Source organism: Blattabacterium cuenoti (genome assembly GCF_014251995.1).
GTDB lineage: Bacteria > Bacteroidota > Bacteroidia > Flavobacteriales > Blattabacteriaceae > Blattabacterium > Blattabacterium cuenoti_AE.
On the sequence record NZ_CP059205.1, the window covers coordinates 581,688 to 603,125 of the forward strand.

At 24.0% G+C, this 21,438-nt stretch carries 17 protein-coding genes and 1 tRNA gene; 12 read left to right on the forward strand and 6 right to left on the reverse strand.

Features of this window, described 5'->3' with window-relative positions:
• The first annotated feature begins 61 nt into the window (after positions 1 to 61).
• Complete coding sequence (gene tyrS, locus H0H51_RS02780) at positions 62 to 1,333, forward strand: tyrosine--tRNA ligase (RefSeq protein ID WP_185876793.1); 1,272 nt, start codon at positions 62 to 64, stop codon at positions 1,331 to 1,333.
• 11 nt (positions 1,334 to 1,344) lie between these two features.
• Here tyrS and era read toward each other — a convergent pair whose 3' ends face one another.
• Together era and clpB are read right to left on the reverse strand one after the other, a co-directional pair.
• A complete protein-coding gene (era, locus tag H0H51_RS02785) occupies positions 1,345 to 2,232 on the reverse strand; it encodes a GTPase Era (protein WP_185876794.1) in 888 nt (295 codons plus the stop codon).
• A gap of 9 nt (positions 2,233 to 2,241) precedes the next feature.
• A complete protein-coding gene (gene clpB / locus H0H51_RS02790; protein WP_185876795.1) occupies positions 2,242 to 4,881 on the reverse strand; it encodes an ATP-dependent chaperone ClpB in 2,640 nt (879 codons plus the stop codon).
• Between the two features lie 109 nt (positions 4,882 to 4,990).
• Here clpB and prfB point away from each other — a divergent pair, with 109 nt between their 5' ends.
• Genes prfB through menD form a run of 6 tightly spaced genes read left to right on the forward strand, consistent with a single transcriptional unit; the run spans position 4,991 to position 11,560 of the window.
• Complete coding sequence (gene prfB / locus H0H51_RS02795; RefSeq protein ID WP_185876796.1) at positions 4,991 to 6,082, forward strand: peptide chain release factor 2; 1,092 nt, start codon at positions 4,991 to 4,993, stop codon at positions 6,080 to 6,082.
• A 39-nt stretch (positions 6,083 to 6,121) separates the two neighbouring features.
• Positions 6,122 to 7,513: a type III PLP-dependent enzyme domain-containing protein gene (locus tag H0H51_RS02800; protein ID WP_185876797.1), complete on the forward strand. Its 1,392-nt coding sequence runs from the start codon at positions 6,122 to 6,124 to the stop codon at positions 7,511 to 7,513.
• Positions 7,514 to 7,523: 10 nt separating this feature from the next.
• Positions 7,524 to 8,390, forward strand: coding sequence for an agmatinase (gene speB, locus H0H51_RS02805; protein ID WP_185876798.1), 867 nt, complete (start codon positions 7,524 to 7,526; stop codon positions 8,388 to 8,390).
• A 5-nt stretch (positions 8,391 to 8,395) separates the two neighbouring features.
• On the forward strand, positions 8,396 to 9,106 hold the full coding sequence (gene cmk / locus H0H51_RS02810; protein ID WP_185876799.1) for a (d)CMP kinase: 711 nt from the start codon (positions 8,396 to 8,398) through the stop codon (positions 9,104 to 9,106).
• The gene (gene fabG / locus H0H51_RS02815) at positions 9,103 to 9,837 is read left to right on the forward strand and encodes a 3-oxoacyl-[acyl-carrier-protein] reductase (protein WP_185876800.1); all 735 of its coding nucleotides are present in this window, start codon (positions 9,103 to 9,105) and stop codon (positions 9,835 to 9,837) included. The genes cmk and fabG overlap by 4 nt, the downstream gene beginning before the upstream one ends.
• Before the next feature lie 34 nt (positions 9,838 to 9,871).
• Positions 9,872 to 11,560, forward strand: coding sequence for a 2-succinyl-5-enolpyruvyl-6-hydroxy-3-cyclohexene-1-carboxylic-acid synthase (menD, locus tag H0H51_RS02820; RefSeq protein ID WP_185876801.1), 1,689 nt, complete (start codon positions 9,872 to 9,874; stop codon positions 11,558 to 11,560).
• Here menD and H0H51_RS02825 read toward each other — a convergent pair.
• The 3 genes from H0H51_RS02825 to H0H51_RS02835 form a co-directional block, all read right to left on the reverse strand.
• The gene (locus H0H51_RS02825; RefSeq protein ID WP_185876802.1) at positions 11,545 to 12,051 is read right to left on the reverse strand and encodes a SanA/YdcF family protein; all 507 of its coding nucleotides are present in this window, start codon (positions 12,049 to 12,051) and stop codon (positions 11,545 to 11,547) included. The two genes, menD and H0H51_RS02825, sit on opposite strands and share 16 nt — an antisense overlap.
• Positions 12,052 to 12,152: 101 nt before the next feature.
• The gene (gene secA, locus H0H51_RS02830; RefSeq protein ID WP_185876803.1) at positions 12,153 to 15,449 is read right to left on the reverse strand and encodes a preprotein translocase subunit SecA; all 3,297 of its coding nucleotides are present in this window, start codon (positions 15,447 to 15,449) and stop codon (positions 12,153 to 12,155) included.
• A 26-nt stretch (positions 15,450 to 15,475) separates the two neighbouring features.
• A complete protein-coding gene (locus H0H51_RS02835) occupies positions 15,476 to 15,709 on the reverse strand; it encodes a DUF2795 domain-containing protein (RefSeq protein ID WP_012821710.1) in 234 nt (77 codons plus the stop codon).
• Positions 15,710 to 15,849: 140 nt separating this feature from the next.
• Between H0H51_RS02835 and fmt the strand changes: the two genes are divergently transcribed.
• Both fmt and H0H51_RS02845 read left to right on the forward strand, forming a co-directional pair.
• Positions 15,850 to 16,806 (forward strand): methionyl-tRNA formyltransferase, encoded by a 957-nt coding sequence (gene fmt, locus H0H51_RS02840; protein ID WP_185876804.1) that lies wholly within the window; start codon positions 15,850 to 15,852, stop codon positions 16,804 to 16,806.
• 116 nt (positions 16,807 to 16,922) lie between these two features.
• The gene (locus tag H0H51_RS02845) at positions 16,923 to 17,189 is read left to right on the forward strand and encodes an HU family DNA-binding protein (RefSeq protein ID WP_185876805.1); all 267 of its coding nucleotides are present in this window, start codon (positions 16,923 to 16,925) and stop codon (positions 17,187 to 17,189) included.
• A 69-nt stretch (positions 17,190 to 17,258) separates the two neighbouring features.
• On the opposite strand, the gene pdxH is transcribed toward H0H51_RS02845, so the two are convergent.
• Positions 17,259 to 17,915: a pyridoxamine 5'-phosphate oxidase gene (pdxH, locus tag H0H51_RS02850; RefSeq protein WP_185876806.1), complete on the reverse strand. Its 657-nt coding sequence runs from the start codon at positions 17,913 to 17,915 to the stop codon at positions 17,259 to 17,261.
• Between the two features lie 100 nt (positions 17,916 to 18,015).
• Between pdxH and H0H51_RS02855 the strand changes: the two genes are divergently transcribed.
• The 3 genes from H0H51_RS02855 to pheT all read left to right on the forward strand — a co-directional run bounded on the left by H0H51_RS02855 (position 18,016) and on the right by pheT (position 21,437).
• Positions 18,016 to 18,089 (forward strand) — tRNA-Met (locus H0H51_RS02855).
• A gap of 37 nt (positions 18,090 to 18,126) precedes the next feature.
• On the forward strand, positions 18,127 to 19,347 hold the full coding sequence (locus H0H51_RS02860) for a DNA polymerase III subunit beta (protein ID WP_185876807.1): 1,221 nt from the start codon (positions 18,127 to 18,129) through the stop codon (positions 19,345 to 19,347).
• On the forward strand, positions 19,344 to 21,437 hold the full coding sequence (pheT, locus tag H0H51_RS02865) for a phenylalanine--tRNA ligase subunit beta (RefSeq protein WP_185876808.1): 2,094 nt from the start codon (positions 19,344 to 19,346) through the stop codon (positions 21,435 to 21,437). Before H0H51_RS02860 ends, pheT begins: the two co-directional genes overlap by 4 nt.
• Position 21,438 lies beyond the last annotated feature (1 nt).

Sequence of the window (21,438 nt, forward strand, 5' to 3'; positions counted from 1 at the left end):
TAATATATAATGAATAAAAAATTTGATTTATTTTTTCATATATTAAGAAAATATGTAGAAAATGGAAAAAAGTATCATTAATGAACTCTCATGGAGAGGATTAATAAAAAATAAAGTTCCAAATATAGAAAATCAACTAAAGAAACCTATTACAATGTATATAGGTTTTGATCCAACATCTGACTCTCTTCATTTGGGTAATTTAGTTCCTCTTATTATCCTAATTCATTTTCAAAAAATGGGGCATAAATCATTAATATTGATTGGGGGGGCTACAGGATTTATAGGAGATCCTTCTGGAAAGGAAGATAGTAGAATTTTTCTCAGTCAAAAAATTTTGAAAAAAAATTCAGATCTCATAAAAAATCAAATATTGAGACTTTTAAAGACTCATTTAGAAAATGTAGAACTATTAAATAATTTAGATTGGATTAAAGATATCTCTTTTTTAGAATTTATTCGTGATATTGGAAAGTGTTTCACTGTTAATTATATGATTTCTAAAGAAACTGTAAAAAAGCGAATTAATGATAATAAGAACGGAATTTCTTTTACTGAATTTTCTTATTCTCTTATACAAGGATATGATTTTTTATATTTAAATCAAATTAAAAATTGTCTCCTACAAATAGGAGGTTCTGACCAGTGGGGAAACATTACAACAGGGATAGAATTAATAAGAAAAAAAACTGGAAAAAAAGCATATGGACTTACTTTTCCTTTAATAACTAAACCTAATGGAAAAAAATTTGGAAAAAGTGAAAAAGGAGAAAATATATGGTTAGATAAAAGTAAAACTTCTCCGTATAAATTTTACCAGTTTTGGATGAACATATCTGATCTTGAGATAGAAAGGTATATAAAGATATATACCTTTCTATCTCAAGAAAGAACTAATGAATTAATTAGTCAACATAGAAAAAATCCAAACAAGAGATTATTACAAAAAAAACTAGCTTATGAAATTACAAAATGGATTCATGGAAATGAAACTACAAAAGAAATTATTGAAATAACAAATGTATTATTTGATAAAAATAATGAAAACTTACGCCTTTTAAGTCAAAAAATTCTAATTTCCATATATAATAATATTCCGCATATGATGCTTGCTTATGAAGAATTTAAAAAAGGAATTTTTTTATTAGATCTTTTAAGTAATTTTTTTTGTTCTAAAAGTAATGCTAATCGTGCTTTAAAAGCAAATTCAATTTATTTAAACAAAAAATCAATAAAAGAAAATATCCTATTAAAAAAAGATAATATTATAGGAAATAAATATATTTTATTCCAATTTGGAAAGAAAGAATTCTTTATTATAAAAATTGAATAATTTAAATAATTTTAATATCCAAAAAATTTCAATTTTTTATAATTATATCTCCATTTTGGAGAAACTTTTACATAGAATTCTAATTCTATTTTTTTTTTCAAAAACAATTCTATGCTTTTTATAGAAAGAAATTTCAATTTTTTAAGAGAATTTCTATTTTTTCCAATTAAAATCAATTTTTGGGAATCACGTTCTACATATATATATGACGATATATAAATACTATTTTTTTTTTCTTTAAAAAGAATTGTATCTATTTCTACAGAATAAGGGATTTCTTGTTTATATAAACAAAATATTTTTTCCCTAATTATTTCGTTAACAAAAAAACGTTCAGATTTATTGCTAAATAATTCTTTGGGATAATAAGGAGGATGTTCAGATAATAATGATATTATTTTTTTCATTAAAAAATCTTGATTTGTTTTTTTTATTGCAGATATTGGTAATATTTCCGAATTAGGAAATAGTTTTTTCCAATAATTAACTGAATCATGTAATATATTATTATAATATTTCATTTTTATTTTGTCTATCTTATTAATTAAGATAATAATAGGAACATTTATTTTTTTAATTTCATTAAAGAACATTGGAAAATTTCTTAATTTTCCAACCTCTGTCATTAACAATATGATATCTGCATCTTCTAACGATTTTTTAACATATTGCATCATAATTTTTTGCATAGGATAAACAGGAGTAATTATTCCCGGAGTATCAGAAAAAATAATTTGAAAATTATGTTCATTAATAATTCCTAATATTCTATGACGTGTAGTTTGGGGTTTACATGTGATTATAGAAATCTTTTCTCCTACTAAAGAATTTAGTAATGTAGATTTTCCTGTATTAGGAAGACCTATAATATTAACAAATCCAGATTTATGAACATCCATTTTTTTCAATTACTCTGAAGAAGGGTTTACATTTTCTAATTTTTCTGATCGACGAAAAACAATTCCTTTTTCTTTAAAAAAATCTATTAATATTTTATTATTTTTTTGTATTTTTTCCCCAAGTATTTCTTTGGAAAGATTATTTAAGATGTCATGTTGAATTACTCTTTTTAACGGTCTAGCCCCAAAATGGGGGTCATATCCTTTTTCTGCTAAATATTCTATGGCTTCATGAGTAGATTCTATAAAAATAGAATTATTTTCTAGTAATAAACTACTTAATTTTTTCATTTGTAACTTTACAATATCTTTAATTTCTTTTTTAGAGAGGGGTTTGAATAAAATTATTTCATCAATACGATTAATAAATTCGGGTCTTACAACATTTTTTAACAAATTTATTAAAGATTTTTTTATAACCTTCATTTGAAGGTAAGACATTTCTTGATTATTATTTATATTCTCTTGAATTAGATCTGATCCTATATTAGAAGTCATGATAATAATAGAATTTGTAAAATTAACTGTTCTTCCTTTATTATCTGTTAATCTTCCATCATCTAAAACTTGCAATAATATATTAAAAATATCCGAATGAGCTTTTTCTATTTCGTCTAATAAAATAACACTATAAGGGCGCCTTCGTATTGCTTCTGTTAATTGTCCACTTTCATCATAACCTATATATCCAGGAGGAGCTCCTATAAGTCTACTAACAGAATGTCGTTCTTGATATTCACTCATATCTATACGAACCATATTATTTTCATCATCGAATAAATATTCTGCTAAAGTTTTAGCAAGCTCTGTTTTTCCTACTCCTGTACTTCCCATAAATAAGAAAGATCCTATAGGTCTTTTTTCATCTTTTAATCCAGCTCTAGAACGTCGTATTGCATCTGCTACAGATTTAATAGCGTCATCTTGACCTATAACTCGTTTATGTAATTTATTTTCCAAAAATAATAATTTTTGTTTCTCGCTTTGTAACATTTTGGTAACAGGAATTCCCGTCCATTTAGATACAACTTGAGCTATATCTTCTTTAGATACTTCTTCTTGTATCATTTTTTTTCCTTTATTCTCTTGTTTTTTTAATTCATTTTCAAATTCTTTTATTTTTTTTTCTTCTTCTTTTATTTTTCCATATCTCAACTCTGCTACTTTACCATAATCTCCCAATCTTTCAGATTGTTCAGCCTCAAATTTAAAATTTTCTATTTTATCTTTAGATTTTTGTATTCCTTCAACTAAATCCTTTTCATTTTTCCATTGATTTTGTAATTTTATTTCTTTCTCACTTAACTTTAATAACTCTTTTTTTAAAGGAATTAATTGTTTTTCATCATTTTCTCTTTTCAAGGCTTCTATTTGTATTTCCATGTGCATAATTTTTCTATGCAACGTATCCAATTCTTCAGGTTTTGAATTAATTTCCATTCTTAATTTTGAAGCAGCTTCGTCCACAAGATCTATAGCTTTATCAGGTAAAAATCGTTCATTGATATAACGTTTCGATAATTCAACAGCTGCTATAATAGACTCATCTTTAATTCTTACTTTATGATGACTTTCATATTTTTCTTTAATTCCACGTAATATAGATATAGTATCAGCAATAGAAGGTTCATTTACATATACTTGTTGAAATCTTCTTTCTAAAGCTTTGTCTATTCTAAAATATTTTTGATATTCGTTTAAAGTTGTAGCTCCTATAGCTCGTAGTTCTCCTCTTGCTAGTGCTGGTTTTAAAATATTTGCAGCATCTATAGCACCCTCTCCTCCTCCTGCTCCAATAAGAGTGTGAATTTCATCTATAAATAGAATAATTTCTCCATTTGAAAATGTTACTTCTTTAATAACAGATTTAAGTCTTTCTTCAAATTCCCCTTTATATTTTGCTCCTGCAATTAAAGAGGCCATGTCTAAAGAGAAAACTTGTTTATTTTTTAAATTATCTGGAATATCTCCATTAATAATACGATGAGCTAATCCTTCAGCAATAGCTGTTTTACCAACACCTGGTTCTCCAATTAGAATTGGATTATTTTTTGTCCTTCTGGATAATATTTGTAAAACTCTTCGTATTTCTTCATCTCGTCCAATAACCGGATCTAATTTTCCTTTAGAAGCCAAATCGTTGAGATTTTTCGCATATCTTTCTAAAGAATTATAAGTCTTTTCAGTTAGAGGAGAAACTATATTACCAATTTTTTTTCTGATATTTTTAATAATTTCTTTAATATCCCTCTCTGTAATTCCTTGGTTAATTAGTAACTGAGATGTTTTATCTGAATTCATAAAAATTCCATAAAAAATATGTTCTACAGAAATAAATTCATCTTTTAATGTTTGAGCATAATTTTCCGCTATATTTAACATTTTTGTTACATGTAAACTGAAATATTGAGAGAAAGATCCACTTATAACTTTTGGATAAGAAAAGATAATCCGATCTAATTCTAATATTATCGGTTGATAATCAACTTTCAACTTTTTGAATATAAAAGGTATTACATTTTTTTCCTTTTTTAAAAGAGACCATAAAATATGAGAATTTTCAATAGATTGTTGATGATTCTTTAATGCAATATTTTGTGCTTCTTGTATTATCTCTTGAGATTTTACAGTAAACTTACTGAAGTTCATAATGGAAATAAAATTTTTATCTTCATTTACAGTTGTAAATTACAAAATAACTATAAAAACATTTATGATCTAACAAAATTTTTTAAAAATATTTACTTTCGTATTTATTATGATAAAAAAAGAAGATATTCAATCTATTTCAGAGAGAATTCAAAAAATTCACGACTTTTTAAAAGTGGATGAAATTGAAAAATCTTTTAATAAAGAGAAAAAAAAAATGTCAAATCCTGATTTTTGGAAGAATTATAAAAAACATGAAAATTTTATAAAGAATATGCATAATATGAAAAAATGCATAAAAGAATTTAACAATTTAAAAAATTATCTAGAAGAATTGGAGATAATATTCTCGCTTTCCAAAGAAGAGGATTTAGAAAAAGAATTTGAAATTCAATTGTGTAAAACCGAAAAATTACTATCAAATTTGGAATTAAAAAGTCTTTTATCAGAAAAAGAAGATTCTTTTAAAGCTATTTTACAAATTTCTTCTGGAGCAGGAGGAACCGAAAGTTGTGATTGGTCATCAATGTTAATGAGAATGTATCTTATGTGGGCTGAAAAACATAATTTTTCCGTCAAAAAAATAAATTTTATATCTGGAGATATTACTGGAATTAAATCTGTTACTTTAGAAATAGATGGCGTCTATGCTTTTGGTTATTTAAAAGGAGAAAATGGGGTACATAGATTAATACGAATATCTCCATTTGATAGTAATTCTAAACGTCATACTTCTTTTTCTTCTGTCTATGTTTATCCTATGATAGAAAATAATATAGAAATTAACATTAAAGTTTCTGATATTCAATGGGAAACTTTTCGTTCTAGTGGAGCAGGAGGACAAAATGTAAATAAAGTTGAAACAGGAGTCAGATTACGTCATTATCCTACAGGGATCACTATAGAAAATACAGAATCTCGTTCTCAAATACAAAATAGACAAAAAGCTTTACAACTTTTAAAATCCAGATTATTTGAAATGGAATTAATGAAAAAAAATAAGAAAAAAGAAAAAATAAAATCAGAAAAGAAAAAGATAGAATGGGGATCACAAATACGTAGTTATATTATGCATCCTTACAAATTAGTTAAGGATTTGAGAACAGGCTATGAAACTACAAAAGTACAATCTGTAATGGACGGAGAGATAGACGTTTTTTTAAAAAAATTTTTGATGCATAAAAAAAATAAAGAAATTTAACCGTTTATTTATTTTAATATTTTTATTTAATACTTTTACATGAAAATTCGTTATTCTGATCTAATACATCAAACTTTCAATTTTCCTACTGAAGAGTTTTCCTTAAAAAATGATTTTTTAGAATTTCACGGTATTCCGTTAATAAATTTGATAAAACAATACGGAACTCCATTGAAATTCACATACTTACCAAAAATATCTCAAAATATAAAAAGAGCTAGGAAATGGTTTGAAAAAGCAATTCATTCTAATCAATATAATAATAAATATACTTATTGTTATTGCACAAAAAGTTCTCATTTTTCCTTTGTTTTAGAAGAAGCTTTAAAAAATAACATTAGCATTGAAACTTCATACTCTTATGATATAGAAATTGTAAAAAATCTTTATAAAAAAGGAAAAACTAATAAAAAAATTGAGGTAATATGTAATGGATTTAAAACAAAAAATTATATTGAAAACATATCAGAACTGATAAATAATGGTTTTTTAAATACAATTCCTATATTAGATAATCCGGATGAATTGGAGAAACTAAATTTAGTTATAAACCATCCATTTAAATTGGGTATACGAATAGCTTCTGAGGAAGAACCAAAATTTGAATTTTATACCTCTAGATTAGGAATAGGATATAAAGACATTATTATTTTTTATTTAAGCAAAATAAAAAATAACCCAAAAATAGAACTAAAAATGTTGCATTTTTTCATTAATACAGGAATAAAAGATACTGCTTACTACTGGAATGAACTTTTTAAATGTTTGCATATTTATGCTAAGTTAAAAAAGGTAGCACCAGAATTAGATATCCTAAATATAGGAGGTGGTTTTCCAATAAAAACATCTATGTGTTTTAATTATGATTATGAATATATGGCTAATGAAATTGTTTATCAAATAAAAAAATTTTGTCAAGAAGAAAATATTTTTGAACCACATATATATACAGAATTTGGAGCCTATACGGTAGGAGAAAGTGGAGGAATATTATATAAAATACTTAGTCAAAAACGTCAAAATGATAGAGAAAAATGGAATATGATAGATAGTTCTTTTATGACTACACTTCCTGACACTTGGGCAATTAGCAGAAGATTTATTATGATGGCTATTAATCGTTGGAACGATTTTTATGAAAGAGTTTTTTTAGGAGGATTGACGTGCGATAGCGATGATTATTATAATTCAGAACAACATATGAATGCTATATATCTACCTTTTTTTAATAAAAAAATTCCACTTTATATTGGATTTTTCAACACCGGAGCTTATCAAGACACAATTAGCGGATATGGAGGAGTTCACCATTGTTTAATTCCTCAACCTATACATATATTAATAAACTATGATAAAGAAAATAATTTAAAATATAAAGTATTTCGCCCATCACAAAAACCTGAAGAAATACTAAAAATATTAGGTTATTGAAAATTACTTTATGACTAAAAAAACTTTTTCGGGAATATCTAAAAAATATTCTACATTAAAACAATCTAAAACGGTTTTAATACCAGTTCCGTTTGATTCTACTCAAACATGGAGAAGAGGTTCAAAAGAAGGTCCAAAGGCTTTCTTGTCTGCATCAAAATATATAGAATTATATGATATTGAAACTAATTCAGAAGTATATAAAAGAGGAATTTTTATTGCTCCCTCCCCCATAAACAATAATTCGATCTCTTCTAAAAAAATGGTTGAAAAAGTATATAATACTATAAGAAAATATCTTCTTAAAGATAAATTTATCACTCTCATAGGAGGAGATCATTCTATATCTATAGGAAGTATTCGAGCTTTTGGAGAAAAATACCCAAATTTAAGTATCCTTCATATAGATGCACATATTGATTTACGTCCAAAATATAAAGGAGATCCATATAATCATGCATGTTCTATGCACGAAGCTTCTAAAAAATATTCCTTAATCCAAATAGGAATACGAAGTATGGATATAATTGAAAAAAAATTCCTTCAAGAAGGAAACGTTTTTTATATGCATGAAATTTATAAGAATGATTCATGGATGAAAAAAGCTATTCAAAAACTTTCAAAAAAAGTATTTATTAGTATAGATATAGATGCTTTCGATCCTAGTATAGCTCCTTCTATTGGAACTCCAGAACCAGGTGGACTAAATTGGTATACGACCTTAAAATTTTTTAAAAGGGTTTTTGAAAAAAAGGAAATAGTAGGGTTTGATATTGTTGAACTTTTACCAAATAAGAAAGAATTTTCTACAGATTTTTTAGCTGTTAAACTTTATTATAAACTATTATCATATAAATATGAATTAAAAAAGTCATAATCACTATGAATCATAAAATTATTATCGCTATAGATGGATATTCTTCATCAGGAAAAAGCACTTTAGCAAAAAAAATTTCTAAAACATTAAAATATAAATATATAGATACCGGAGCTATGTATAGAGGAGTAACTTTACTAGCTATCCGTAAGAATATTTTTAATAGCGATTTATGGAATATAAAAAATTTCCTTCCCTTTTTGAGGAATTTAAATTTTAAATTTATATGGAACAAAAAATCTAAAGAGATAAATATATTTTTAAATGGGGAAAATATTCAAAATGAAATTAGATCATTAAAAGTAACAGAAAAAGTTAGTTTAATAGCTCAAATTCCTGAAATTCGTAATCAGTTGACTATCATTACACAAAAAGAATTTGGAAGAAAAAAAGGAATTGTTGTAGATGGTAGAGATATTGGAAATTATATTTTTCCTAAATCAGAACTAAAAATTTTTATGAAAGGATCTGTAGATAATCGTTCTTATAGAAGATATCAAGAACTTAGAAAAAAAGGAGAAGAAACTTCTTATGAAAAAGTAAAGAAAAATATAATTTTTAGAGATAATATGGATACTTCTAGGAAAATTTCTCCACTAAAAAAATCCAAAAATTCTATAGAAATAGATAATACCTTTATAAGTATGGAAAAACAGTTAAATATAATTTTTCAACTAATAAGTAAAACGAAACCTAAAAATCATATTATTATATGAAACTATTAAATGGAAAAATAGCTTTAGTTACAGGAGGTTCGGGAGATATCGGAAAATCTATTATAAAAACTTTTGTAAAACATGGAGCTAATGTTATTTTTACATTTTTTTCCTCAAAAAAAGAAGCTAATAAATTGGTTTTAGAGTTAAAAAATTCTGTAGAAGCATATCAAATTGACCTTTCAGATTTAAAATCTTCAGAATATTTAATTGAAAAAATTATAAAAAAATATGGGAATATAGATATATTGGTAAATAATGCTGGAATTATTAAAGATAATTTTTTACTTAAAATTTCTAAAGAAGATTGGGATTACGTAATAAAAAATAATCTTTATTCTGTTTTTAATATAACTAAATATGCTATTTATCCTATGATGAGGAATAAGAAAGGTAGTATCATTAACATGAGTTCTGTTATAGGATTAACAGGAAATATTGGACAATCTAATTATGCTGCGTCCAAAGCAGGAATCATAGGATTTACTAAATCTATAGCTAGAGAATTAGGAAAAAAAAATATTCGTTGTAATGCCATTGCTCCTGGTTATATTACTACAAAAATGAATTCTTCTTTTCGAGAAGAAATCAAAAAAAAATGGATAGAAAATATTCCATTAAAAAGACCAGGAATTCCTCAAGATGTAGCTAATTGCACTTTATTTCTAGCTTCAGATTTATCTGATTATATTACAGGGACCGTTTTAAATGTAAATGGAGGGCTAATATAATTTTACAATATCGTCAAATATTTTAATATTTATCATGTTTTCAAATAAAATGGTTGTACAAAGTTTAGGAGAAATATTAAAAAATAAATCTATATTTAATATAATTATATCTCCAGGATCCAGAAACGCTCCTATTATTATTCATTTTGCACAATATAAAAAATTTAAAACATATAGTATTGTAGATGAACGTTGTGCAGGATTTTTTGCATTAGGAATGGCTCAACATATCAGAAAACCTGTAGTTGTTAGTTGTACATCCGGATCTGCAGTTGTTAATTATTATCCTGCAGTAACAGAAGCATTTTATCAAAATATTCCACTTATTTTAGTAACTGCAGATCGTCCAAAAGAAGTTATAGATATTTTTGATGGACAATCAATTCATCAAGAAAACATTTTCCAAAAACATGTAGTATCATCTATTCAATTAACAGAAGACGAATCTCAATTAGGAATTTGGTATAATGAAAAATTAATTAATGAATCAATCAATAAGTGTTTTATAAAAAAAAAACCTATACATATCAATATTCCTTTTTCAGAACCACTTTATAAAACAACGAATAAATTACAGGTAAATCCTAAAATTATAAATTTCATCCGTTCGAAACGATCTTTTTTTGAAAAAAAAAAATACTATAAAAAAGAAAAATCAATATGGAAAAAATCTAAAAAAAAAATGATTTTATTAGGATTACATTATCCAGAAAAAAATGTAGAAAATATTTTGAAAAAAATAAGCCTGGATCCATCTATTGTTGTATTTACAGAAACAACATCTCAAGTAAGTGGAAAATTATTTTTTTCTAATATAGATCAACTTATTTTTAATATGACTATTAAAGAATGGTTGAATTTAAAACCTAATATTTTATTGACTATTGGAATAAATATTATATCAAAAAAAATAAAATTCTTTTTGAGAAAGCATCCTCCGATATATCACTGGCATATAGGTGAAAATTACGAAAGTTATCCAGATACTTATTATAAGCTGACTACCTATTGGTCTATGCCTTTAGAATCATTCTTTCAAATTTTTCAATGTTATAATCTTTCTTCCTCAAATTATAGATTTCAATGGGAAAAAATAAGAAAAAAAAGGATTAAAAATCATAATTTTTTTTTGAAAAAAGAAAAAACCTTTTCTGATTTAAAAGTCCTATCTCTCATATTTAAAGTTATTCCTAATAATTCAATTTTACAATTAGGAAATAGTATGGTAATAAGATATTATGAACTTCTAAATAGAAAAAAAAGTTCTATTAAATCTTATTGTAATCGAGGAACATCAGGAATAGAAGGATGTGTTTCAACAGCTATAGGATCATCAATAATTAGTAAAAAAGTTGTCACATTGGTTATTGGAGATATAAGTTTTTTTTATGATAGCAACGCTTTATGGAATAATTATATTCCAAATAATTTTAGAATTATACTTATTAATAATAGAGGAGGAAACATTTTTAAATTTATTTCAGAAGCTAAAATTCCTGAAAAAATTTCTAATTTTTTTGAAACGAAACATATTTTTTCTGCAAGAAATATATGTAAAATGCATAATTGGAAATACGAAAAAGTTTCTAATCAATATAATTTGAATAAAGTATTGTCTTTTTTTTGGAAAAAATCAGATGCTCCATTTTTATTAGAAATAGATACTCATAAATATAAAAATTCAGAAATACTAAAAAAATATTTATCTTATCTATCTAGATAATAAAATATATCTAAAAAAACTTTTATTCTAGCAAATATTTCTCTAAATTGTATTTTGCTATCAAAATCTAGATTTCTAGCATTAAATCCAACAACATCCAATCCTAAAAAATCTCCAATAAAAATAGCCCTTTCATTGTGGAATTTTTGAGATATAATCGTGAATTTTTTTTGATTAAATATCTTATAAACCCTAATAATAGATTGCAAAGTATTAATACCATTAGTATCTTCATATATGAAATGAGAAGGTACTCCTTTTTTAATCAATTCTTTTTTCATTGTTTTAGGTTCATTATAATTTTTTTCTCTATTATCTCCACTTACAATAATATACCGTATTTTCTTGTGAGAAAAAAGATAATAAGCTGCATCAATCCTGTATTTAAAATAAGCATTAATCCCCCCTCCATGTAAATATTTAGAAGTTCCCAAAACTACACCAAATGTATTGTACGGAATACAATTAATATAATCAAAATTTTTTCTCATTGTCCAAAAACTAATTCCAAAATAACAAGAAAAAACAAGTAAAAATATAATAAAAAGTATACGTTTTATTTGTTAATAAACATCATTATTATTATGCAATATTATTCTAATAAATAATCATTGTCTACCACCCATTCCCCCTTTTCCAAAAAAAATTCCACTTGTTTAAGTTTAATATTTTTAATCTCTCCTGTAATTAAATGACGAATATTAATTTTATTATTTCTTCCCAATTTCTTTATTTTTTTTTCTCTTATTAAAAAATCCATTTTTATATTATCATTTGGAATACATAAAATATTATTCTTTACTATAATAGATTTAAGAAAAAAAGAAATAATTTTTTTGTTAATATCATGTATTCTTTCTTGAAATAAATTAAAAGCATTTTGTTTGTAAACAATTAGAGGATCTTTTTGTTCAAAAACTGCATTTTGCACAGAAAATCTTAAATTATCCATTTCACGCAAATGTTCTTTCCATTTTTCATCCATAAAACATAATATTGTTTTTTTTTCAAATGTTGATAATAAAGATTTACCTTTTGTATCATAGAATTCTTCTAAATTTGAAATAGAAATAATTCTTTGAATACCGTCAGTGAAAATAACTTGAATTTGATAATATTTTTTTTCCTTTACGAAAAAATTAGACAACATTGGAATGATGTCTTTATGAATAATATTTTCTTTTTTTTTATTATAAAAACTTATAATAATATCATGGAGTCGATTTACACAATCTTTTTCTTTATAAGATAAAAAATCTTTTTCCTGAAAAGGAAATTTCAAATTAAAAGTTTGATTAAATTCATATTTTAAATTATTAAAATTATTTAAATATTTATTATCTGAAATCATTACATCTAACAAAACATAGATCATATTAGAAATATCTAAACTCAATTCCCTTCCAAATAAAGCATTTCTACGTTTTTTATAAATAAATTCTCTTTGTTTATTAATAACATCATCATAGTCTAATAAACGTTTTCTCATACTAAAGTTATTATCCTCTATTTTTTTTTGTGCTTTTTCAATAGATTTTGTTAATAAAGGATGTTGAATTGTATCTCCTTCTTTATGACCAAATCTATCCATAAGTTTTGATAGCCTTTCTGAATCAATAAATAAACGAATCAAATTATCCTCTAATGAAACATAAAATTGAGAAGACCCTGGATCCCCTTGACGGCCAGATCTTCCTCTTAACTGATTATCTACTCTCCTAGAATCATGTCTTTCTGTTCCTAAAACTGACAAACCTCCATTTTTTATAACTTCTTCTGACAGTTTAATATCAGTACCTCTACCTGCCATATTAGTTGCAATAGTAACGGATCCTGGAAATCCCGCTTTTGCTATAATTTCAGCTTCTTTTTCATGTAACTTTGCATTTAAAACATTATGTGAAATTTTTCTAAATTTTAAAGATCTACTCAAAAATTCTGAAACTTCAACAGAAGTAGTACCAACAAGGACTGGACGTTTTTCATGCATAGACAAATGAATGATTTTTTCTATTATTGCGTTATATTTCTCCCTTTTAGTCTTGAAAACAAGATCCTGAAAATCTTTCCTTTTTACAATTTTATGTGTAGGAATTACAACCACATCCAATTTATAGATATGCCAAAACTCTCCGGATTCTGTTTCTGCTGTACCAGTCATACCTGATATTTTTTTGTACATTCTAAAATAATTTTGTAAAGTAATTGTAGCAAAGGTTTGACTAGAAGACTCTACTTGTACGTTTTCTTTTGCTTCTATAGCTTGATGTAATCCATCAGAATAACGTCTTCCCTCCATAATACGACCGGTTTGTTCATCCACTATTTTAACTTTATCTTTTAAAACCACATAATCTATATCTTTTTCAAATAAAGTAAAAGCTTTAAGAAGCTGGTTGATAACATGTATTCTTTGTGATTTAATAGAAAAATTTTGAAAAATTTTTTCTTTTTCTTTTATTTCTTCTTCTTTAGAGAATTTACTTTTCTCTATTTCATATAGTTCCACATTTACATCTGGTAATATAAAAAATTTTGGGTCTTTTACATTTTTAGATAGAAATTCAATTCCTTTATCTGTTAGTTCTACTGTATTATTTTTTTCATCAATTACAAAATAAAGATCTTTATCCACCTTATACATTTCTCTTCCATAATCTTGTAAATATTGATTCTCAACTTTTTGTAAAATAACACGTATATTATCCTCACTCAAAAATTTTATAAGAGATTTTTTCTTTGGTAATCCTCTATATGCCTGAAACAATTTGAATCCTCCTAGTTTTTTATCTTTATTTTTTATTAAATTTTTCGCTTCCTGAAAAAAATTATTGACAATTATATTTTGTTTTTTAACTATATCTTCTACCTTTTTTTTTAACAACTCAAATTCATTTTTATTATCCTTTTTAGGATCTACAGGTCCTGATATAATTAAAGGAGTTCTCGCCTCATCTATTAAAACAGAATCTATTTCATCTATAATAGCATAATTTAATTCTCTTTGAACTAATTCATTTTTAGATGAAACCATATTATCTCTTAAATAATCGAATCCAAATTCATTGTTTGTTCCATAAGTAATATCCGCTTGATATGCTTTTTTTCTATTTTTTATATCAGAAGATGGATAATTATCAATACAATCTACTCTTAATCCATGAAATTCCATTAAAGGAGACATCCATGCCATATCTCTTCTTGATAAATAATTATTAACAGTTACAATGTGAACTCCTCTTCCAGATAAAGCATTTAAATAAGCAGCTAAAGTAGCTACAAAAGTTTTTCCTTCTCCTGTTGCCATTTCAGCTATTTTTCCTTGATGTAACACAATTCCTCCCATTAACTGGACATCATAATGTACCATATCCCAAATTATGGATTTTCCATATGCATTCCATTTATTTTTCCAAATAGCCTTTTCATTTTTCTCATCTAAAATGATGTAAGATTTTTTTTTAGACAATTCTTTATCAAAAGAAGTTAATTTTACTACAAGTTTTTTATTTTCCTTTAAACGTTTAGCTGTTTCTTTTATTAAAGAAAAAGCTTTAGGCAAAATACCTATTAATTTATTTTGCTCTATTTCATAACACTTTTTATAAATTTCTTCTAATCTAAAGGATTCTTTTTGTAACAAATTGATAGAAAGAAACTTTTTTTCTATTTTTTTTAAAATATTTTCCTTTTCTTCATCAAATTCTTTTGTAGAATCCTTTATAATTTTTTTAAAATAATTAGTTTTAGACCTCAATTCATCATCAGATAATAAAAACATGTTTTTTTCCTCTTCTTTAATTAGAACCAAAAATTTTCTAATCTTTCTAAGGTCTCTTTCATTTTTATTAACTAATAATTTATTTAATATTTTTCTGATAAAACTCATTAAAAATTCATATAAAAATAAATAATTTAAAGTTCATACTCATCTCTATTCCAATAAAAATCTTCGTCATCACGTGGATAATCCGCCCATATATCTTCTATAGATTCAAAAACTTCTCCTTCTCCATTTTCTAACTGCTGTAGATTTTCAACAACTTCTAAAGGGGCTCCAGTGCGAATAGCAAAATCAATCAATTCTTCCTTTGTTGCAGGCCAAGGTGCATCTTCTAAATGAGAAGCTAATTCTAAAGTCCAATACATATATTGATATTTTCTATATTATTATAATATTAAAAAATCAAAAAAATGATATTTTTATATATTTGATTCTCAAAATTCAATGAACTTTTTTATAAAAACACAAGATAAAATTAGTGAATTTAAATTACAAATAAATTATTATGAAAAAGTTCCCAAAAATTGTATTCATAGGATCTACACATTTTTCTCTTTCTTCTCTAAGAGAATTACACATAAAAAAATATAATATTGTAGGAATTGTAACAATTCCTGATCTTCCTTTTCACAAAAAGAATAAAAAATATTTTTCTCCTGTTAAAAAATATGCATTAGAAAAAAATATTCCTTTTTTACAACCTATAAATCTCACAGAGAATTCTTTTTTAAGAAATTTGAAATTATGGAATGCAGATATACAAATCGTTGTTGCTTTCAAATTTTTACCAAAAAAAGTTTGGAATATTCCTAAATTTGGTACTTTTAATTTACATGCATCTCTACTTCCGCAGTATAGAGGAGCAGCACCTATTAATTGGGTTATTATTAATGGTGAAAATAAAACCGGACTAACTACTTTTTTGGTAGAGGAAAAAATAGATTGTGGAAAAATAATACTTCAAAAAGAAATCAAAATAGGAAAACAAGAAACTGCAGGAGAACTAGAAAAAAGACTTAAGAAAATAAGTGGATCTATAATTATAAAAACTTTAGAAGGAATTATAAAAAACACAATAAAACCTATTCCTCAAAAAAAAATTGATATTTTAATAAATGCACCAAAAATATCTAACAAAGATTGCAGAATAGAATGGAATAAACCATCTATTGAATCTATATACAATAAAATAAGAGGATTATGTCCTTATCCTACTGCATGGACTTTATTATTTCTTAATAAAAAAATTATGAGATTTAAAATTTTCACTGTAAAGAAAATACTTAAAAAACATTCTTTTCCCATTGGATCAATATTAATCAACTCATTATATGAAATGAAGGTTTCCGTAAAAGAAGGTTTTATATCTATTATTGAAGGACAAATAGAAGGAAGAAAAAGAATGAACGTAAAAAATTTAATTAATGGAATAAAAATAAAAAAAAATATTTTTGTTCAATAAAACAATATTTTATTATATATAATACAAATATCCTTAACATAAATATTTTATATTTGTTATTATATTATATAAAATTGTTTTTATAGTTTTTTATAAAAATTAAATATTATAAATTCATGAATAAAACAGAATTGGTTAATTCAATAGCTGAAAAAACTGGAATAACAAAAATAAAAGCAAAAAATGTAATAGACACATTTATTGAGACAGTTATAGAATCTCTAAAAAAAGGAATGAAAGTAACCATTGTAGGATTTGGAACATTTTCCGTCGTTGAAAGAAATCCTAGAAACGGTGTCAATCCTAGAACGGGTAAGAAAATATATATTCCAGGAAAAAAAGTTGCTAAGTTTAAAATAGGAGCAGAGCTAACAAAATTGTAATTTTTGAAAAAATAAAGTTTGTATTGATGATCTAATTGCAAACTTTATTTTTTTATATTCATCTCTATATTATGGTGATAATCTATATAAAATCCAGTTTTTTTCTTTATCTAAATTATAAATTAATCTGTCATGTAGTCTATTAGGTTGTCCTTGCCAAAATTCCATATTATATGGTTTTATAATATACCCTCCCCAATAAAAAGGACGACTTATGGTTTTTCTTTTAAAAAAGTTATCCCATTTTTCATACTGTTTTAACATATATTTTTTAGATGGAAGAGGTGAACTTTGTTTAGAAGCCCAACATCCTACTTGATTTCCTTTAGGTCTTTTCTTGAAATATTTATCGGATTTTTCTTTTCTTATTTTAGATGCTACTCCTTTTACAATAATTTGTCTTTCTGTATTTTTCCAATAAAAAGAAATACATACTTTTGGAAAATTCTGAATAGATTTTCCTTTAAAACTATAATAATTCGTATAAAAAATAAATCCCTTTTCAGAATATTCTTTTAATAAAACTATTCTAGTTTCTGGACCTCCATCTTTTCCTATAGTAGAAATAGACATAGCATTAATTTCATAATCATTATTTGTTTTATGAAAAAGTTTTTCTTGTTGAAACCAATCATGAAATAACTGGAAAGGTTCTTTTGGAACTAAAGATTCTAATAGTGAATCATTATAATAATTTTTTCTATAATTACTTAAATCAAAAATCATAACTTTATTTTTTTATGATAGTACTTAAAATGTTATAACATTTATTTTTTATCACTAAAAATATATTATATTTATTATGGTTCTATATATTTTTAATAAAGGCGTGATAGCTCAGATGGTTAGAGCGTTGGATTCATAACCCAGAGGTCGGGGGTTCAAATCCCCCTCACGCTATTATTATAACAGAAAAAATAAAATATTTCTAAAAAATATGTATTTTTTTGTTTCTAGTCATTCTCTATTACAAAAATTAGATACTTTATATAAAATATATAATTATAATAATTCAAATCCAAAATACTTGATTTTTAAAATTATAGGAAATAAATTAAAAATCACAGCATTATTTGATTCAAAAAATGTAATAAAGACATTTGTAAAAATTAATGTAAAAAGGGATACAAAAGAAAATATAATAGTATCTACTAAATTCATTATAAATTTTTTAACTACATTTAGCGATGAAATGCTTTTTTTTAAAAAAAAAAAAAATTCACTTAACATTTGTTCCAAACAAGGATCTTATAACATTCCACTATATTGTCATAGTGACTCAATTAATTCTATTGAAAAAAATTTTTTTATAAAATCTTCTACCACTAATTCTATTGAAAAAAATTTTTTTATAAAATCTTCTACCACAAAAATAACTTTATTTTCAAAAATTTTTTCAAGAATATTAGATCAAACATTATTTGCTGTTGGTGATAAAAAATTTAAAACAGTTTTAAATGGTGTCTTTTTTCAATTTTCTCCTTATGAATCTATTTTTACTTCTACAGATACATTCCGACTTGTTAAATACACAATCAAAAATATTAGAATTAACAAATTTGTTAATTTCATTATATCTAAAAAATCACTTGATATAATTAAAAAAATATTAGAAAATGAAAAAAATTTTCGAGACGGTAACAATAAAAACAATAAAATACTTATTGAATATAATAAAAAAATTAATATAGTATTTCATTTTCAAAACTATATTTTTTCGTGTAGAATAATAAATGAAAAATATCCAGATTATAACTTTATTATTCCAAATAATGAAAATTTAGATGTTTCTATTGTTATCAACAGATTTTTATTAGTAAATGCTATTAAAAGAATTTTTTTTCTTTCTGATGAAAAAAAAAAATTTATTCATTTTCAACCAAATAATAATGATTTACAAATATATAGTCATAATTTTAATTTTAAATCAAATATTAGATGTAAATCCACTTTTTTGACAAAAAGAGGAAATAAAGAAAAAATTAAAAAAATAAAAATGAGTTTCAATTCAAAATTTTTAATAGAAATTCTATCTTCTTTGAACGAAGAATTTATTTTTTTTGAATTTTATCATTCAAAAAAAATAGGAATTTTGAGTCCCGTTTATAAAACGGACAAAAAAGAATCTTTATCTATATTGATCATGTCTATATTATGAAAATATCATACAACTGGCTAAAAGAATATATCTCTATTGATATTAATGCAGAAAAAATATCAAATATATTAACTGAAATTGGATTACCAGTGAAAAATACAAAAAAAATTTCTTCTGGAAAAGAAGAAAATAAAGAAGATTACATTCTAGATGTAGAAATAACACCAAATCGTACAGATGCTATGAGTCATTATGGAATAGCACGTGACTTATACACTGTATTAAAATTTCGTGGAAATATGGTAAGGTTATCAAAACCATTAAGATATAAAACTACTATAAATGAAGATAAAAAAATAAATAATAATATTAAAATTTTGATTAAAGAAAATCAAAAATGTATTAGATATTCTGGAATGTCTGTTTTAAAAATAAATATAGAACCTTCTCCACATTGGTTAACTTATAGATTAAAATCTATAGGAGTGGATTCAGTAAATAATATAATAGATATTGCAAATTATGTAATGTATGAATTAGGACAACCAATTCATATTTTTGATATAGATCAAATAGAAGAAAAAAAAATTATAATAAAAAATGCTGAAAAAAACACTTATTTTCAATCCGAAGATAATATAACAAGAAAACTTAATGAAGACGATTTGATTATTTGTGACACTAAAAAATTATTTTCTATATCTGGTATTATTAACAATATTAAAACTAAATTACAAAGAAACACTAAAAATATTTTTTTAGGAAGTGCTTGTTTTAATCCTACTTTTATTCGATTAACTGGGAAAAAACATTCTATAAAAACAAATTCACAATATCTCTTTGAAAGAGGGACAGACCCTAATCAAACTGTATTTGCTCTGCAAAGAATCGCTTTTCTTATAAAAGAAATAATAAAAAGCAAAAAAATATACTTTAATATTATTGATGTTTATCCTAATCCTATTTGCTCTCCAAAAATAAAACTTAGACATAAAAAAATTAGAAATATTATAGGAAAAAAAATATCTAAAAAAAAAATTAAAAACATTTTATCATTATTAGAAATTATAATTCATTATGAAAATGATAAATATTTCCTTGTTGAACCCCCTCTTTATAGAATAGATGTTAAAAGAGAAATTGATTTAATTGAAGAAATACTACGTATTCATGGAATCAATGAAATTAAAACATCCAATAAAATTCAAATATCGCCTTTACCTAATTTTTTTTATAAAACAGAATATCAAATACAAAAAACACTTTTTGAACAATTGGTTTGTTACGGATTTCAAGAAATCATTTCATCTACTATAATAAAAGAAAATAAATATTCTTTTTTATTTAATTCTTTTTTGAATAGAGAAGAAATTAAGATTATTAATCCAACAAATAAAAATTACAAATTAATGCGTTCTAGTCTACTATTTAGTATGATAGATTGTATAAAATACAATTTTAATAGAATAAATTATCCAAACTCAGATATAAAACTTTTTGAAAAAGGAAAAGTATATTATAAAAAAAATAATAAGTTTTTGGAAAAAACTTATCTTGGAATTTCATTATTTCAAAATGAGGAAAAAAAATATATAAAATTTAAATCTTTCTTCTATTTAAAAGGAATTATTGAACAGATTTTTCAAAAAAGTGGAATCTCTAGTTATACACAAATATATTCTGAACATCCATTATTAGAAAAATGTATTTGTATTCTACACAATAACAAAAATTTAGTTGAAATAGGAAGATTAAAAAATGATTTTTTAAAAAAAAAAGAAATATTTTATGCAGAAATTGATTGGGAATATTTAATTTCTATTATTAGAAGTAATAAGATTACTTATATTCCATTTTCTAAGTACCCCATTTCAAGAAGAGATTTATCTTTATTAATTGATAAAAATATTTCTTTTGAAGAAGTTAATCAGTTAATAAAGAAAAGAGAAAATAACTTAGTTAACAAAATTCGAATATACGATTTTTATGAAAATAAAAATTTTCCAAAATCTAAAAAATCCTGTACTATTAGTTTTTTTTTCGGGAGTAAAAAAGAAACATTAACAGATATAATAATCAATCATGAAATGAAAGAAATAGAATCTTTTTTAAAAAAGGAATTAAATGCTGAAATTAGAGAAAAAAAGTAGA

What these genes read in the sequence shown, in the direction of transcription:
- tyrS (WP_185876793.1), top strand. Translation starts at nt 62, where the DNA reads ATGGAAAAAAGTATCATTAATGAACTCTCATGGAGAGGATTAATAAAA.
- era (WP_185876794.1), bottom strand. Translation starts at nt 2,232, where the DNA reads ATGGATGTTCATAAATCTGGATTTGTTAATATTATAGGTCTTCCTAAT.
- clpB (WP_185876795.1), bottom strand. Translation starts at nt 4,881, where the DNA reads ATGAACTTCAGTAAGTTTACTGTAAAATCTCAAGAGATAATACAAGAA.
- prfB (WP_185876796.1), top strand. Translation starts at nt 4,991, where the DNA reads ATGATAAAAAAAGAAGATATTCAATCTATTTCAGAGAGAATTCAAAAA.
- H0H51_RS02800 (WP_185876797.1), top strand. Translation starts at nt 6,122, where the DNA reads ATGAAAATTCGTTATTCTGATCTAATACATCAAACTTTCAATTTTCCT.
- speB (WP_185876798.1), top strand. Translation starts at nt 7,524, where the DNA reads ATGACTAAAAAAACTTTTTCGGGAATATCTAAAAAATATTCTACATTA.
- cmk (WP_185876799.1), top strand. Translation starts at nt 8,396, where the DNA reads ATGAATCATAAAATTATTATCGCTATAGATGGATATTCTTCATCAGGA.
- fabG (WP_185876800.1), top strand. Translation starts at nt 9,103, where the DNA reads ATGAAACTATTAAATGGAAAAATAGCTTTAGTTACAGGAGGTTCGGGA.
- menD (WP_185876801.1), top strand. Translation starts at nt 9,872, where the DNA reads ATGTTTTCAAATAAAATGGTTGTACAAAGTTTAGGAGAAATATTAAAA.
- H0H51_RS02825 (WP_185876802.1), bottom strand. Translation starts at nt 12,051, where the DNA reads ATGAGAAAAAATTTTGATTATATTAATTGTATTCCGTACAATACATTT.
- secA (WP_185876803.1), bottom strand. Translation starts at nt 15,449, where the DNA reads ATGAGTTTTATCAGAAAAATATTAAATAAATTATTAGTTAATAAAAAT.
- H0H51_RS02835 (WP_012821710.1), bottom strand. Translation starts at nt 15,709, where the DNA reads ATGTATTGGACTTTAGAATTAGCTTCTCATTTAGAAGATGCACCTTGG.
- fmt (WP_185876804.1), top strand. Translation starts at nt 15,850, where the DNA reads ATGAAAAAGTTCCCAAAAATTGTATTCATAGGATCTACACATTTTTCT.
- H0H51_RS02845 (WP_185876805.1), top strand. Translation starts at nt 16,923, where the DNA reads ATGAATAAAACAGAATTGGTTAATTCAATAGCTGAAAAAACTGGAATA.
- pdxH (WP_185876806.1), bottom strand. Translation starts at nt 17,915, where the DNA reads ATGATTTTTGATTTAAGTAATTATAGAAAAAATTATTATAATGATTCA.
- H0H51_RS02860 (WP_185876807.1), top strand. Translation starts at nt 18,127, where the DNA reads ATGTATTTTTTTGTTTCTAGTCATTCTCTATTACAAAAATTAGATACT.
- pheT (WP_185876808.1), top strand. Translation starts at nt 19,344, where the DNA reads ATGAAAATATCATACAACTGGCTAAAAGAATATATCTCTATTGATATT.